We start from the raw sequence: 14,009 nt of genomic DNA, 5'->3' as shown, positions 1-14,009 counted from the left end.
TACTCGCGAACGAGCTGGATCGGCGGCCGTTGCCGCGCGGTCGCGAGACCGGAAAGGCAAGGGGGAGCGGATCGCAGCGACCTACCGTACTATCGCGTGCGGAGACACCGGCCGGGTAGATGAAGGGGGGACGGTGTGGGACCTCGCCTTCCGGCGACCGCGCGCGACGGGGCGGCGTGGGTGCGGCGCTTCGCGCATACGACACCGGGACTGATCGGCGCGCTCGTGCTGGTGACGGTGGTGTTGTGCCTGCTCGCGGGTTTCACGGGCGCGAACCAGTCGAGTGGGAAGATCGACCGCCGCGACGCCGCCTTGGCTCGCACCGAGCCGCTCGCCTACGCGGCGCAGAACCTCTACGTCTCGCTCTCGGCGGCCGACGCCGCCGCGGCCGAGGCATTTCTGACCGGCGGCATCGAGACGCCGCAGGTGCGCGCACGCTACCAGCAGGCGCTCGCCGACGCGGCCGACGCGCTGGCCCAGGCCACCGCGGACGCCTCCGACGAGCGCACCCGCCGCATCGTGGCGGCCATCAGCGCCGAATTGCCCGCCTACACCGGTCTCGTCGAGACGGCGCGGGCGAACAACCGGCAAGGGTTCCCGGTCGGTTCGGCCTACCTGCGCGAGGCCTCCGAGGTCATGCAGGATTCGCTGTTGAAGAACGCCGAGGAGCTCAGCACCCTCCGCTTCGCGGCCCTGCACGAGGAGCAGCGGGCGATCGGCGCGCTGCCGTTCACCACGATCACGACACTGTTGCTGGTGCTGTTCGCCTGCGGCGCGGGCTCTTTCGTCCTGCTGCGCCGCACCAACCGGCGGGTCAACCCCGGACTCGTCGCCGCGGCGGCGGCGACCGGAGTCGCGCTGCTGTGGACCGTGCTGGCGACCTCGGTGGCCGCCGCGGCACTGGAGACCGGCGACGACGGCGCGGCCCTCCGATTCCAAACTCTCGCCGAGGCAAGGATTCTGGCGCAGCAGGCCCGCACGGCGGAGACCTTGCAGCTGATCACCCGCGGTGACATCGCCGCGGGCGAGGAGACCTTCACCCGCCACACCGCGGCGCTGCGCGACCGGCTCGCGGAGGTCACCGGACCGGATTCGCCCGCGGCCCTGCGCTTCGAGGGCTGGACCGCGGGTCATCGCCGCCAGCTCGCGGCGTATCAGGCGGCCGACTATCCGGCGGCCGCCGACCAGGCCATCGGCGCCGGGCCGGAGAGTTCGGCGACCCGGTTCGCCCAGCTCGACGAATCGTTGCGCGCCGACGTGCAGCGGGTGCGCAGCGACCTGCGCGGCGGTGTCGACGCCGCCGGTGACGCGCTGACCTGGAGCCCCTCCGGAGTGTTGCTGCTGATGCTGTTCGCGGCGGGCGCCGCGGTCGTCGGATTGTGGCCGCGGCTGAAGGAGTTTCTGTGACAAGACGGCTCTTCGCACTGGTCGTCGCCCTGGCCGCGCTCGGCCCGCTGGTCGCGTGCAGCACCGACAGCTCGGTGCCCGCGACGCCGCCCGCGGCCGCGGTGAATCCGGCCCCGCCCGAATTCGCCGAGATCACCACGCCCGGCCAGGCCGAGGACGAGTGCGATGCCGAGGCCAGCCTGCGGCCGGGCCCGCTGCCGCCGCCGGGCGCGATGCCCGCGGGCTCGCCGATGGCCGCGATCGTGGCCAACGGCCGGATCCGGGTCGGCGTCGACCAGAACACCTACCTGTTCGGTTTCCGCAATCCCACCACCAACGAGATCGAGGGCTTCGACATCGATATCGCCAGGGAGATCGCTCGGGCCTTGTTCGGCGACCCGAATCGGATCGAACTGCGCTCGGTGACCGCCGAGGAGCGCATCTCGGCGCTGCGCGAGAACAAGGTCGACCTGATCGTGCGCACCTTCTCGGCCACCTGCGAGCGCCGCCGCGACGTCGACTTCTCCGCCGTGTACTACCGTGCGGCGCAGCGGATTCTGGCGCCGAAGAACTCCGGCATCCGGTCCGGGGCCGATCTCGGCGGCAAGCGGGTGTGCGTCACCAGGGGCACCACCGCGTCGGGGCCGCTGTTCGCGCTGCCCAAGCGACTCACGGTGTTCGGCGTGGCCAACTGGACCGACTGCCTGGCCGCGCTGCAACAGGGTCACGTGGACGCGATCAGCGCCGACGACCCCATTCTGTTCGGTCTCGTCGCCCAGGACCGGAACCTCGAGGTGGTCGGCGAACCGATCGGCAGCGGCGCCTACGCCGTCGGTGTGGCGAAGGGCGCACCCGATCTGGTGCGCTTCGTCAACGCGGTGCTCGAACGGATGCGCGCCGACGGCACCTGGCAGCGCATCTACGCCGCGCGCCTCAGCGCCCTCGGACCTTCGCCCGGCCCGCCGGAAACCCGGTACACCGCGTGAGCCGGGCGATCATGCAGCCACGCACCCTCGCCGAGATCGACAGCGAATTGGCCGCCCGCACCGGCGAATTCGACGCGATCGCCGCCACCCTGCTGGAACTGGACCGGCACCCCGGACTGACCCTGCTGCGCCGCTTTCCGCCCACCGGCCGCACCGAGCGCCGGTGGACGCCGATCAACGCCGAGCTGGACCTGATGTGGCAGGACTTCGCCAGGCTGAAAGCCATCCTCGACTCGGCGCGCACTGTGCGCGGCACGCGCCCCCGGCTGGACGCCGAGACGCGCGCCGAACTCACCCGGCTGCTGTACGGGCGGCCGCACGAGGCCTCGCGCACCCCGATTCCGTTGGCGCAGCGGTCGCTCACCGGGCCCGGCGAACACGTGCTGTTCGTCGGCTTGGCCGACACGGTGGATCGCATGCGCGCGACCTTTCCCCGAATCGCCGCCTTCCTCGACGAGGTCGGCGCGGTGAACGACCGGGTGCTGTCCGGGCTCGCGCCCCTTCAGGATCGGTTGGATCGGGCGGGCGCCGTCACGGCCGAACTGCGGGACATCGGGGCGGCCATCGCCGAGCTGTTGCGCCGCTCGGCCACCGACCCGCTGGCGTTGACACCGCCCGAGATCGACGCCCGCCTCGCCGATATCGGCGCGCGCCTGGACCGCGCGGCCGACGTGCTCGCCGAGCTGACATCGATCACCGCGAATTGGGATGCCGCCGTGGCGGCGACCCGCGACCGGCTGACCGTGCTCGCCGAGACCGAGGCCCGAGCCGGACGCGCGCGTGCGGAAGCCGAACGCAAGATCCGTACCGGGCCGCTGCCGTCATCCGGCGCGGAACACAAGGGGCTCGACGCCGAACTGGCCGCCCTCGATGCCGAACCCGGCGCGGCCGCGGAGCTACTGAACCTGCGCCGCCGGATCGCCGCGGCGACCCAGGCGGCCGCCGGCGCGGCCGAGCTCGCCCAGGGCTTGCTGGACCGCCGCGCCGAGCTGCGCGGGCGACTGTCCGCGTACCGCGCCAAGGCGGCCAGGCTGGCGCTCGCCGAGGACGACGAGCTCCTGGCGAGCCATCGGATCGCGAGCGACCTGCTCGCGCACCGGCCGTGCGATCTCGCCGCGGCCACCCGCGCGGTCGCCGACTACCAGCAGATCGTCGCGCGGAAATCGGGGAGGAGATCATGACCTGCACCGAGCCAGGCTGTGACGGGGCGGTCGAGGACGGTTATTGCACCGTGTGCGGGACCGCACCGGCTGCGACCGGCGCGACGGCATCGAAATCAGGGCATTCGGCGGGCACGACGGACGACGTCTGCGCCGAACCCGGCTGCGGCGGAACCGTATCCGGCGGGTACTGCGACACCTGCGGCACCGCTCCGGCGGCGACCGAGACCGTCGCCGCCTCGGCCCGCACGTCCGCGGGCAGCACGCGGGGATCGGCGCGCTCGGTGCGGACCGGCCGGTCGACCTCGTCGAAGCCCAGCGCGCGCGGACGGCTCGGCGCGGGCATGGTCGACGTGCCTCGGGTGCCTCGGATTCACCCCACCTCCGCCGTTCTCGCCGACCCGATGGTCGCCGAGTCGAAGCGCTTCTGCGGCGCCTGCGAACGACCGGTCGGCCGCGGTAGGGACGGTGCGCCGGGCCGCACCGAGGGCTTCTGCCCGAACTGCGGCGCCCGATTCTCCTTCGCGCCCAAGCTGAGCGCTGGCGACCTGGTCGGCGGCCAGTACGAGGTGGTCGGTTGCCTCGCGCACGGCGGGCTCGGCTGGATCTACCTGGCCACCGACCGCAATGTCGGCAACCGTTGGGTGGTGCTCAAAGGTCTGCTCAACTCCGGCGACCTGGACGCCATGGCGGCGGCCGTCGCCGAGAAACGGTTCCTCGCCGAGGTCGAGCATCCGAGCATCGTCAAGATCTTCAACTTCGTCGAACACGCCGGACCCGATGGCGTCGCGGTCGGCTACATCGTCATGGAGTTCGTCGGCGGCACCTCGCTCAAGCAGATCCTGCGCGATCGGCGCGACACCGACGGCGGATACCTGCCGGTGCCCCAAGCCATCGCCTACATTCTGGAGATGCTGCCCGCACTCGGCTACCTGCACTCGCTCGGTCTCGCCTACTGCGACTTCAAGCCAGACAACGTGATGCAGACCGACGAGCAACTGAAGCTCATCGATCTCGGCGCGGTGATCGCCATGGACGATCAGGACAGCGCCATCTACGGCACGATCGGGTACCAGGCGCCCGAGATCGCCGCCACCGGACCGACCGTCGCGACCGAGGTGTACACCGTCGGCCGCACGCTTGCGGTGCTGATCATGCACGTGCCACAGCAGGGCGGGCATTTCGGCGCGCTGCCGGGACCCGACGCCGAACCCCTGCTCACCCGCTACGACTCGCTGCACCGGTTCCTGCTGCGCGCCACGGACGCCGATCCCGAGGCCAGGTTCGCCTCGATGGAGGAGGTGGCCGATCAGCTGACCGGCGTGCTGCGCGAGGTGCTCAGCGCCGACGACGCGGTACCGCGCCCCGGCATGTCGGCGTATTTCGGGCCGCCGCGCGTGGTCTTCGGTGTCGGCGTCGACGCGGCGGTCACGCCGCAAGACGTCGTGGCCGGACTGCCGGTGCCGCTGGTGGATCCCAGCGACAGCGGCGCCGCGCTGCTCGCCACGACGGCGGGGACGACGCCCGGCGAACTGGAGCGCGCGTTCGCCGACGGGCTGCGTTCGGTGGTCACCGGCCGCGGCGAATCGGTGGAGATCCCGCTGCGGCTGGTGCGCGCCGCACTCGACACCGGCGATCCGGCCGAGGCCGAGCGCAGGCTCACCGAGCTCGCCGACCGGTTGCCCGGTGACTGGCGGCTGGCCTGGTATCGCGGGCAGGCCAGGCTGCTCGCCCGCGATTTCGCCGCCGCCCGAGCCGAATTCGACGCCGTGTACACGGCGCTGCCCGGTGAACCGGCGCCTAAGCTCGCGCTGGCGGCCGTCGCCGAACTCACCGCCGACGGCGGCGCGGCGGCGCGCTACTACGACACCGTCTGGCGCACCGACCGCTCCTTCGCCGCCGCGGTGTTCGGTCTGGCGCGGATGCGCCGCCGCGCGGGCGACCGGGACGGCGCGGTCGCGGCACTCGACCAAGTCGATCCGTCCTCGTCGCTGTACACCGACGCGCGCGTCGCCGCGGTGAACGCGCTGCTCGCCGAACGCGGGCCCGCCGAGCTGACCGAGGCAGTATTGCGCGACGCGGGCGGCCGGGTCGACGCGCTGGCGCTCGATTCCAAACGCCGTGGCGCACAGGTGCGGATGCGGGTGCTGGACGCCGCGCTGGCCTGGCTCGACGGCGGCCGAGCGGTGACGAACCACGTGCCGCTGCTCGGCGTCCCATTCGACCAGGAGGGGGTGCGCACCGGGTTGGAGCGCTGCTTCCGCGACCTGGCGCGCGAGACCGAGGACATGTGGGCCCGTTTCGAGTTGGTGGACCGCGCCAACGCCATCCGCCCGAGGACCACGCTGTGAACCGGGACGGGAGCACCGAGCCGGGCGGACCCACCGAGCCCGACCGACCCACCGAGCCGATCACCCCCGCCGAGCCCGACCGACCTACCGAGCCGATCACCCCCGCCGCGCCCGGCAGTCCGACCGCGCCAACCAGCCCCACCGCGCCAACCGCTACCACAGGGCCGGACAACCCCGCCGAGCCGACCAGTCCAACCGAGACAGCCCGTCCCGCCGAGCCTGACAACCCCGCCGAGCCCGGCCCGGCGCCGACCCCACCCGACCAGCCGACTTCGACCGTGAGTGCCTACGTGACCCCACCTGTGAGCGCAGTTCCGACCCATCCGGCGGACACCGTGCCGACCATGCCCTTGGCGAAACCCGCCGAACCGCCGAGTGCTTCGCCGCGCTGCCCCGGTTGCCGGGAGAGCGTCTCGAGCGCCGACCGGTACTGCGAGGCCTGCGGGCGGGAACTGGGCGCGCGCCGGGTCGCGCTGCCGCATCCGGAGTCCGAGTCGGCGACGCCGCGGCCGTGCGACGCCTGCGGCGCGCAGGAGTACGACCCGGACGGCTACTGCCGCGGCTGCGGCCAATTGCGCGCTCCGCGTGACCGTTTCGAGGCCGACCTGGGCGCGGTGTGCGTGGCCACCGACCGTGGCATCGCGCACGCGCGCAACGAGGACTCGGTCGCCGCCGCCGTGGTGGACGACGCGGCGGGTCCGCAAACCGTCGTCATCGTGGTGTGCGACGGCGTGTCCACCTCCGAGGATCCGCAGGCCGCCTCCGGCACCGCATCTCGGTCGGGTGTGGACGCCACGCTCGCCGCGCTGGCCGAAGGCCAGGAGGCCCCCGACGCCGCGCTGGCCGGTCTCGCCGCCGCGGCGCAGGCGGTGCGCGATATCGCTGTGCACGAGAGTCACGCGCCGTCCTGCACGTACGTCTCGGCCATCGTGCGCGGCTACGACGCCGATACGGTCGAGATCACGGTGGCGAACGTCGGTGACAGCCGCGCGTATTGGCTCGTGCCCGCGCCCGGCGCGCCCGACATCCCGCCCTCGCAACGGCTCACCGTGGACGACTCCTGGGCCCAGGCCCTCGTCGACGCGGGCGCCATGGACGAGCAGGCCGCCATGAAGGACCCGAGGGCGCACACCCTGTTGCGCTGGCTCGGCGCGGATTCGGGGGATCGGCCGTGGTCGGACACCTGTGTGCGCGTCTTCCGCACCCGTGGTCCCGGCCTGCTGCTGCTGTGCAGCGACGGCCTGTGGAACTACCAGCCGGACGCCCACGCGCTCGCCGCACTCGCGACCGCCGCGGAACCGATGCGAGCGGCCCGCGATCTCGTCGAGTTCGCGCTGCGCAGCGGGGGCAGCGACAACATCACCGTCGCGCTCGCGCGGGTGCCCTGATCGACCAGCCAGGAGAAGTATTGTGAATTCTGTTGCCGGCAATGGCATCTCGGTGGTCGTCGACCAGAACGAGTTCCTCGCGGAAGGTTCGGGCACGGTCGACGCGGTGGTCTCGGTGGAGACCGGCGCCGATTTCGTCGCGGCCGGGCCGCCGCCGGAGCGCGTGGAGATCCTGATCATCGACAGTTCGGGGTCGATGGGCAACGGCAAGAAGCTCGAAGGCGCCCGCCGCGCCGCCATGGCCGCGCTCGACGCGCTGCCCGACGGCACCCGCTTCGCGATCGTGCAGGGCACCTCCATGGCCCGCCTGGTCTTTCCGACCGACGTGCCCTCGGTGCCCGCGGACGAGACCACGCGCGCGGCGGCGCGCCGAAAGCTCGACAAATTGCGTGCCGACGGCGGCACTGCCATGGGTACCTGGCTCGGCTTGGCCCGGCAACTGGCCAAGAAACACGAGGGCGCCATGGTGCACGCGATCCTGCTCACCGACGGCAAGAACGAACACGAGTCGCCGGAGTCCCTCGCCGCCGAGATCGCCCAGTCCGAGGGCGTGTTCACCTGCGACTGCCGCGGCGTCGGAACCGATTGGCGGGTGGACGAATTGCGGTCCATCGCCTCGGCGCTGCACGGCACCGTCGACATCGTCGCCGATCCGGCGCACCTGGCCGCGGACTTCGCGGCGATGACGCACACCTCGATGGCCAAGGCGATTCCCGAACTGACACTGCGGGTCTGGACTCCGGCCGGTGCGACAGTGCGCTTCGTCAAGCAGGTCGCGCCCGCCATCGAGGACCTGACGGCTCGCCGCGTCGAGGCGGGCGCGCAGGTGGGGGAGTATCCGCTCGGAGCGTGGGGCGCCGAGGAGCGCGATTACCACGTGCAAGTGCGGGTGGAACCCGCCGCGCCGGGACGGGAGAAGCTGGCGGCGCGGGTCAGTGTGATCGCGGGCGACGAGGTCGTCGGCCAGGGTCTGGTGCGGGCGGTGTGGACCACCGAGACGGAATTGTCGGCCCGGATCAGCAGGCGCGTCGCGCATTACACCGGTCAGGCCGAGCTGGCCGATGCGGTGCAGGAGGGGCTGGCGGCCCGCAAGAACGGTGACGTGGAGACCGCGACGGCCAAACTGCGGCGCGCGGTCCAGCTGGCCGCCGAGTCGGGCAACGAGAGCACCGCGAAGCTGCTGCGCGGCGTGGTCGAGGTGGACGAGCGCAACGGCACGGTGCGGCTGCGGTCGCGCGTCGCGGCCGAGGACGAGATGGCACTGGACGCCCGCTCCACCAAGACGGCGCGGGTACGCAAGGAGTCCTGATGGTCACCTGCCCGGAGGGACACCCGTCGGCGGCGGTCGACTACTGCGATGTGTGCGGAGCAGCGATCGGCGAGTCGCCGACGACGGTCGCCGCGCCACACTGCCCGGCCTGTGGCGCACCGAGCGGCGGACGCTTCTGCGAGGCTTGCGGTCACGATTCGGCGCTGCCGTCGCCGTCCACGCCGGAACCCGCTCCGCGCGAAGCCGATCCGGAGGTCGCCGATTCGGCCACCGCGCGGCCACCGGCCGTCACCTGGATCGCCACGGTCACCGCCGATCGCGCCTTCTACGATCGCGTGCTGGCGCGCGAAGGTCCGGACGCGGATCGCGTGGAGTTCCCCGGATACTATCCGCCGCGCCGAATCGCCCTGCGCGGCAGCGAGATCCTGATCGGTAAGCGCAGCGTCTCGCAGGGCCTGCACCCCGACATCGATCTAGGCATCGCCCCCGCCGACGCGGGCGTCTCGCGGGCGCACGCGCTGCTGCACCTGACTCCGACCGGTCTCACCGTCACCGATCTCGGCTCCACGAACGGCACCAGCCTCAACGACAGCGACGACCTGATCCCGGCGGAGCAGCCGGTCGCGCTGCGCAGTGGCGACCGCGTCCACGTCGGGGCATGGACCACCATCACCCTCACCGTGGAACCGGCCTGAGGTCTGCGATCATGGCCGGATGGCCTCCGCTGTCTATCTGATCACCGGTATCCAAGCCGCGGGCAAGTCGACGGTGGCCCAGGCGCTGGCCGAGCGCCTGCCCCGTTCGGCGCACGTGCGCGGGGATACCTTTCGCAGATTCGTGGTCGGTGGCCGTGCGGAGATGGGTCCGGAACCGTCGGCCGCCGCCCTCGATCAGCTGCGGCTGCGCCATCGGCTCGCCGCGTCGGTCGCCGACGAGTACGCCGCGGCGGGGTTCACGGCGATCCTGCAAGACGTGGTGCTGGGCGAGTTCCTGCCGTTCACGATCGACCAGATCCGCACCGATCCGCTCTTCGTGGTGGTGCTCGCGCCCAGCCGCGACGCGATCGCCGCCCGTGAGTCGGCTCGCGACAAGAACGCCTACGACACCTTCACCGTGGCGGCCCTGGACGCCGTGCTGCGCGACAGCACACCCCGGCTCGGTCTATGGCTCGACACGTCGGAGCTGACCGTCGCCGAGACCGTCGACGTCATCCTCGACACCGCGCGCCCGATCGCGCGGCAACAGGACCGATCCCGAGCGGGCCGTTAGGCCCCGGCCGTCACCTACACGTCCTTGCGCAAGACCGCGCGCCGCGCGAGCGGCTTGGTCGCCGGTCCCTCCAGGACCGCGCCGTCCGGCGCGAAGCGGGAGCCGTGTAGTGGACAGTCCCAGGACCGTTCCGCGTCGTTCCACCGCAGGATGCCGTACAGGTGCGGGCAGACGGCCGATACCTCGGTGGTGACTCCGTCGACGGTGCAGATCGCCGAGGGCGTGAGCCCGTGTCGCTCGACCCGCCCACAGCCCTCCTCGGGCATGCTCGCCGAGCCGCCACCGAGCATGCGCAGCCATCCCGTCGAAAGTTGTTGGGCAACAGCCGTGTTCGCTTTCGCACCGGACAGTAGCGAGCGCAGTTCGGCGGGCCGCCAGGTGGTGAAGGTGCCGGACCAGGCGGGCGGCTTGCCGGTGAGCCTGCCTGCCAGCGCGAGCGCGGCGGCGACGCCGTTGGTCAGGCCCCATTTGGCGTAGCCGGTGGCGACCAGGATGTCGTCCTGGCCGGGCAGCAGCGAGCCGACGTACGGCAATTCACCGACCGGGTGGTAGTCCTGAGCTGACCAGCGGTGCAGCACCTCCGCGCCGGGGAACCAGGCGGCGGTCCAGTCCAGGAGTTCGTCGGCGTGCTCGGCGGCCTCGTCGGTCCGCCCGACCGCGTGGCCGCTGCCGCCGACCAACAGCAGGTCGCCCTCGGGGGTGGGGTGGTAGCGCAGCGAGCGGATGGGCTGCCCCGCGCTGATGTACATGTCGTGCGGCACCGGACCGGGCACCCGGAACGCCGCGAGGTACGAGCGCTGTGCCGTGAGCCGCGCGAAGAACCCGCCCCGGTCCAGCATCGGGGTCCCGGTGGCCAGCACGACCGTGCCCGCGGTCAGGTCGCCGTGTTCGGTCTGCACGAGCAGTTCACCGTCGGAGCCGTGATGCACCCCTTGCGCGAGGGTCGATTCGTAGATCGGGGCGGCGTGCGACTCCACCTCGGCGGCCAGTGCGGCGAGCACGGCCATCGGGTCGATCTGGGCTTGTTCGATCAACCGGACCCCGCCGTAGGCCGGGAAGGGCGCTTCCAGGTCGTCGATCAGCTCGGTCGGCAGTCCCGCCGCCCTTGTCGCCTCGAATTCCGCTTGTACCGAGCGCTTTTCGCGTTCGGACTGGGCGTAGGTGACCGCCGTGGCGCGCTGATAGGCGATTCCGTGCTCGTCGCAGAAGCGCAACAGCCAATCCTGGCCGTCCCGATTCGCCGCCAGGTACTGCGCGAGGGTGCCGACACCGTGCCGCCCGGCGATGCTCTGCGCGCGAGTTCCCTGGAGCAGGCTGACTTTTCCGGTCGTGCCACCGGTCGTCCCGAGCCCGACGCGCCGACTCTCGACCACCGCGACCTGGATGCCGTTCTGGGCCAGTAGCAGCGCGGTGACGAGCCCGGTGATGCCCGCGCCGATCACGACGGTGTCGAAACGCGAGCCGGGCGTCAGTCGCAGTCGGGCGGGTACTTGCGCGTCGTTCATCCACAAGGACGTCATAGTCGGGACATAGCCGATCGACCCGGCCCGAAACCCGGCGCTGACCGGCCGATCTTCCAACGGCGACCACGCGTGATCGACTTCGGCGAATATCCGCACCGCTGATTGAGCCCGCCTCGGCCGGGTAGACCGCCACTGTCCACCTGATAACCGATATTTCGGAGGTAGATATCGTGTCCGAGCACAAGAGTGGTCCCCGGGAAGGCGTCGAAGGCGCTGTCGAAGGCGTCAAGGGCAAGGCCAAGGAGGCCGCCGGAAGCGTCTTCGGAAACGACGATCTGCGCGACGAGGGCAAAGCCCAGCAGGACAAGGCCGAATCGCAGCGCGAGGCCGCGCAGAAGGAAGCCGCAGCCGAGAAGGAGCGTGCCGAGGCGTCGGCCGACGAGCAGCGTCAGCGCGCTCACCAGAAGGGGCAGTAGACCCCGCACCCGCGCCACGCGGTGAAAAAACGGGGTGTCCGGCTCGAGCCGGACACCCCGTTTTTCGTTGTCTTACTTCGGAACGAAGATGCCGGTCAGGTCCGCTTTCCGGATCGGTGTGTCCGGATTGGCCTGCGCGGTGCACATCAATTCGATCGAGGCGATGGCGGCGTCGACCATGCGGTCGTCCGGCGCCTCCTGTCCGCTGCGCTCCTGCTCGAGGAACTTGGTTACGGTGGTCCGCTTCTTGTCGGCGTCCTGCTCGACGAACTCGCTGCACGGCGTGTCGCCGCCCTTGTTGACGGCCTTCTCGGCCTCCGCACAACCCGCCGCGAACATCGCGGCCGAGGCCAGCGCCGCGACGGCGAGGCTACGCATTCTCATCGAAACTCTCCTGTGTCGGGGCGGCTCAGAATCCGGCGAGGCCGGCGGCCAGGTCATCGAGGTTGAGCGCGTCGAGCACCTGCTGGCGCACGTCGGGGCACTGCTGGATGGTGGCGGTGTCGATGATCGACTGATCCGCGAGCACGGCGTCGTTGAGTCCGCCGTTGCGCACCGCCCAGTTGTGCACCGTGCCGTTGAAGCTGACCCGGCCGACGATCTCACCCTCTTCGCTCCAGTTGCCGACCTCGGCGCGCATCATGTCGCACAGCTGCGCGGCGGCCTCGGGCGTCACCTCGTCGGGATTGGGCACGTCGGCGTTGGGATCGGGCACGTCGGCGCTCGTCGGCGCCGCGATGGTCAGCGAGATGGTGCCCTCGGTGGGGGTGGCGGGTACCGGGTCGGTGTTGCCGTCGCCGCCGCATCCGGCGACGAGCGAGCCCACGGTCACCAGCCCGGCGAGCACGGCCAGACTCCGGCTCGGCAGCCGAGTTCGGCCGTCGGCTTCCGGTGATCGGTGGTGCACGATCAGTGCCCCCGGTCGTCGTAGAAGTCGCCGTGCTTGCGCTGGACGCGCTTGTGTTCGGCGAAGACCAGCGCGGCGCCGACGACGATGCTCAGCCCGGCCGCGATGCCCGCGACGATCGCCCAGCCCTCGAAGCCGTAGCCCGCCGCGGTGAGCGTCAGCGCGACGAGCACGATGCCGACGCCGACCAGGACCATGCCCGGCCAGTTCTTCGCGTCCTCGATCGCCTCGCCCGCGTGTGTCCGGGTGGTGCGGTGGTGGTCTGGAAATACGCCTTCCGGCTTCTTGTCGTCTCGGAAATTGTTCTCGGCACGCATAGTGGTCTCCTTCCGAGTGCAACCAGCGAACGGGTGCCGTTCGACGGGTACCCGGGGAATCACCGGTCAATCAGCGGCGGCTGGCGACGAGGTCGGTGAGCAGCCGGTCCCAGGCCTGCAGGAACTCGGCGAGACCGAAATTGGCCTGCGCCCACTGCCTTGCCGATTTGCCCGCCAGCTCGGCGAACAGGGGTTCGTGCAGGAACTGCCGGACCGCCTCGGCCAGGATCTCCGGCTCGGTCGACACCACCCCGGCCTCCGCGGGGATCGAGGCGGAGACCTCGGTGGTGCCGAGCGCCACGATCGGCATGCCCAGATACATCGCCTCCAGCACCGACATGCCCAGCGAGGTCCAGCGCGGCACGTGCAGGAACACGCGGCGGCGGGCCAGCTCCTCGTACAGCCGGTCCTGTTCGAGATCGCCCGCGCCGGTGATCCGGTCGGGCGGGCGGTGCAGCGCGGCAGCCAGCCGTTCGGTGCCCGCGCCGTAGACATCGATCGGCGCGGCTTCGGAGAGCGGCGCGAGCAGATCGGTGCCGGTGATGCGGCAGCGGCGCACCGGATCGTGGATGATCGTCGCGGCCCTGGCCAGTTCACCGGTGTACCGCTGTCCGGGATCGGGGATCCCGTAGCGGATGACCGTGCTCGGGCAGCGGCCGTTGTCCCACATCAGCCGGTTGAACTGGGTGACGTGCACCAGCGGGATGTCCGAGCGGCCAGCCAGGGGATGCCTGGTCAGCGCCGCGTGCTGATGTGGCGTGTTGTGTTCGACGTAAACCGCGGGCACGTCGATGCCCGGCGCGCGACCGAGCCATTCGTGCGCGAGGTCCATCTCCCTCGGGCGTTGCAGGACAACGAGATCGATGTCGGTGTCGACCAGATCGGCGGGTGCGATGTCGACCGCGTTCGCGGGCCAGGGACGACCGCACCGGCCACGCGCCCACTCGCCGCGGCGTGCGTCGTAGGGCACCAGATAGCGGTGCCCGCCCTGGACGAAAGCTGTCATCCACGGGCTGTGCGCGTGCCACACCAGGAC

General features: G+C 71.4%; 15 protein-coding genes. 9 read left to right on the top strand and 6 right to left on the bottom strand.

Features of this window, described 5'->3' with window-relative positions:
* Nucleotides 1–135 precede the first annotated feature (135 nt).
* The 3 genes from ABZV58_RS19780 to ABZV58_RS19770 are packed head-to-tail and all read left to right on the top strand — an operon-like array spanning nt 136 to nt 3,553.
* Nucleotides 136–1,407, top strand: a complete 1,272-nt coding sequence (locus ABZV58_RS19780) for a hypothetical protein (RefSeq protein ID WP_355001579.1) — start codon at nt 136–138, stop codon at nt 1,405–1,407.
* Complete coding sequence (locus ABZV58_RS19775; protein ID WP_355001578.1) at nt 1,404–2,372, top strand: glutamate ABC transporter substrate-binding protein; 969 nt, start codon at nt 1,404–1,406, stop codon at nt 2,370–2,372. The genes ABZV58_RS19780 and ABZV58_RS19775 overlap by 4 nt, the downstream gene beginning before the upstream one ends.
* Nucleotides 2,369–3,553, top strand: coding sequence for a hypothetical protein (locus ABZV58_RS19770; protein WP_355001577.1), 1,185 nt, complete (start codon nt 2,369–2,371; stop codon nt 3,551–3,553). Before ABZV58_RS19775 ends, ABZV58_RS19770 begins: the two co-directional genes overlap by 4 nt.
* A 40-nt stretch (nt 3,554–3,593) precedes the next feature.
* Here the strand turns inward: ABZV58_RS19770 and ABZV58_RS19765 are convergent, their stop codons facing one another.
* Nucleotides 3,594–3,878 carry a hypothetical protein gene (locus tag ABZV58_RS19765; RefSeq protein ID WP_355001731.1) on the bottom strand — a complete coding sequence of 95 codons (285 nt, stop codon included), beginning with the start codon at nt 3,876–3,878 and terminating at the stop codon, nt 3,594–3,596.
* Between ABZV58_RS19765 and ABZV58_RS19760 the strand changes: the two genes are divergently transcribed.
* From ABZV58_RS19760 to ABZV58_RS19740, 5 genes are read left to right on the top strand one after another with little or no spacing between them, the layout of a single operon-like run.
* Nucleotides 3,817–5,883 carry a tetratricopeptide repeat protein gene (locus ABZV58_RS19760; RefSeq protein ID WP_355001721.1) on the top strand — a complete coding sequence of 689 codons (2,067 nt, stop codon included), beginning with the start codon at nt 3,817–3,819 and terminating at the stop codon, nt 5,881–5,883. The two genes, ABZV58_RS19765 and ABZV58_RS19760, sit on opposite strands and share 62 nt — an antisense overlap.
* Nucleotides 5,880–7,271: a phosphatase gene (locus tag ABZV58_RS19755; RefSeq protein WP_355001576.1), complete on the top strand. Its 1,392-nt coding sequence runs from the start codon at nt 5,880–5,882 to the stop codon at nt 7,269–7,271. Before ABZV58_RS19760 ends, ABZV58_RS19755 begins: the two co-directional genes overlap by 4 nt.
* Nucleotides 7,272–7,293: 22 nt before the next feature.
* Nucleotides 7,294–8,580, top strand: coding sequence for a VWA domain-containing protein (locus ABZV58_RS19750; RefSeq protein ID WP_355001575.1), 1,287 nt, complete (start codon nt 7,294–7,296; stop codon nt 8,578–8,580).
* Nucleotides 8,580–9,236, top strand: coding sequence for an FHA domain-containing protein (locus tag ABZV58_RS19745; RefSeq protein WP_355001574.1), 657 nt, complete (start codon nt 8,580–8,582; stop codon nt 9,234–9,236). The genes ABZV58_RS19750 and ABZV58_RS19745 overlap by 1 nt, the downstream gene beginning before the upstream one ends.
* A gap of 19 nt (nt 9,237–9,255) precedes the next feature.
* Complete coding sequence (locus ABZV58_RS19740) at nt 9,256–9,810, top strand: AAA family ATPase (RefSeq protein WP_355001573.1); 555 nt, start codon at nt 9,256–9,258, stop codon at nt 9,808–9,810.
* Between the two features lie 14 nt (nt 9,811–9,824).
* Here the strand turns inward: ABZV58_RS19740 and ABZV58_RS19735 are convergent, their stop codons facing one another.
* Nucleotides 9,825–11,315: an FAD-dependent oxidoreductase gene (locus ABZV58_RS19735; protein ID WP_355001572.1), complete on the bottom strand. Its 1,491-nt coding sequence runs from the start codon at nt 11,313–11,315 to the stop codon at nt 9,825–9,827.
* A 188-nt stretch (nt 11,316–11,503) separates the two neighbouring features.
* On the opposite strand from ABZV58_RS19735, the gene ABZV58_RS19730 reads away from it, so the two are divergent.
* Nucleotides 11,504–11,749: a CsbD family protein gene (locus ABZV58_RS19730; RefSeq protein WP_355001571.1), complete on the top strand. Its 246-nt coding sequence runs from the start codon at nt 11,504–11,506 to the stop codon at nt 11,747–11,749.
* Nucleotides 11,750–11,821: 72 nt separating this feature from the next.
* Here ABZV58_RS19730 and ABZV58_RS19725 read toward each other — a convergent pair whose 3' ends face one another.
* From ABZV58_RS19725 to ABZV58_RS19710, 4 genes are all read right to left on the bottom strand, one after another.
* Nucleotides 11,822–12,133 carry a hypothetical protein gene (locus ABZV58_RS19725; protein ID WP_355001570.1) on the bottom strand — a complete coding sequence of 104 codons (312 nt, stop codon included), beginning with the start codon at nt 12,131–12,133 and terminating at the stop codon, nt 11,822–11,824.
* 25 nt (nt 12,134–12,158) lie between these two features.
* Nucleotides 12,159–12,656 carry a hypothetical protein gene (locus ABZV58_RS19720; protein WP_355001569.1) on the bottom strand — a complete coding sequence of 166 codons (498 nt, stop codon included), beginning with the start codon at nt 12,654–12,656 and terminating at the stop codon, nt 12,159–12,161.
* A 2-nt stretch (nt 12,657–12,658) separates the two neighbouring features.
* Nucleotides 12,659–12,973, bottom strand: coding sequence for a hypothetical protein (locus ABZV58_RS19715; protein ID WP_355001568.1), 315 nt, complete (start codon nt 12,971–12,973; stop codon nt 12,659–12,661).
* A 70-nt stretch (nt 12,974–13,043) separates the two neighbouring features.
* On the bottom strand, nt 13,044–13,979 hold the full coding sequence (locus tag ABZV58_RS19710; RefSeq protein WP_355001567.1) for a glycosyltransferase: 936 nt from the start codon (nt 13,977–13,979) through the stop codon (nt 13,044–13,046).
* Between the last annotated feature and the right edge of the window lie 30 nt (nt 13,980–14,009).

It is taken from the genome of Nocardia sp. NPDC004654, from assembly GCF_040609595.1.
GTDB lineage: Bacteria > Actinomycetota > Actinomycetes > Mycobacteriales > Mycobacteriaceae > Nocardia.
The sequence above is the reverse complement of the archived record's forward strand: the minus strand, read 5'-3'. Positions and strand labels throughout refer to the sequence as shown.

Excerpts from the sequence above, each read along its gene's own strand:
- ABZV58_RS19765 (WP_355001731.1), bottom strand. The coding sequence starts at position 3,878 with ATGCCCGCGCCGAGCCGTCCGCGCGCGCTGGGCTTCGACGAGGTCGAC.
- ABZV58_RS19745 (WP_355001574.1), top strand. The coding sequence starts at position 8,580 with ATGGTCACCTGCCCGGAGGGACACCCGTCGGCGGCGGTCGACTACTGC.
- ABZV58_RS19740 (WP_355001573.1), top strand. The coding sequence starts at position 9,256 with ATGGCCTCCGCTGTCTATCTGATCACCGGTATCCAAGCCGCGGGCAAG.
- ABZV58_RS19735 (WP_355001572.1), bottom strand. The coding sequence starts at position 11,315 with ATGAACGACGCGCAAGTACCCGCCCGACTGCGACTGACGCCCGGCTCG.
- ABZV58_RS19725 (WP_355001570.1), bottom strand. The coding sequence starts at position 12,133 with ATGAGAATGCGTAGCCTCGCCGTCGCGGCGCTGGCCTCGGCCGCGATG.
- ABZV58_RS19715 (WP_355001568.1), bottom strand. The coding sequence starts at position 12,973 with ATGCGTGCCGAGAACAATTTCCGAGACGACAAGAAGCCGGAAGGCGTA.
- ABZV58_RS19710 (WP_355001567.1), bottom strand. The coding sequence starts at position 13,979 with ATGACAGCTTTCGTCCAGGGCGGGCACCGCTATCTGGTGCCCTACGAC.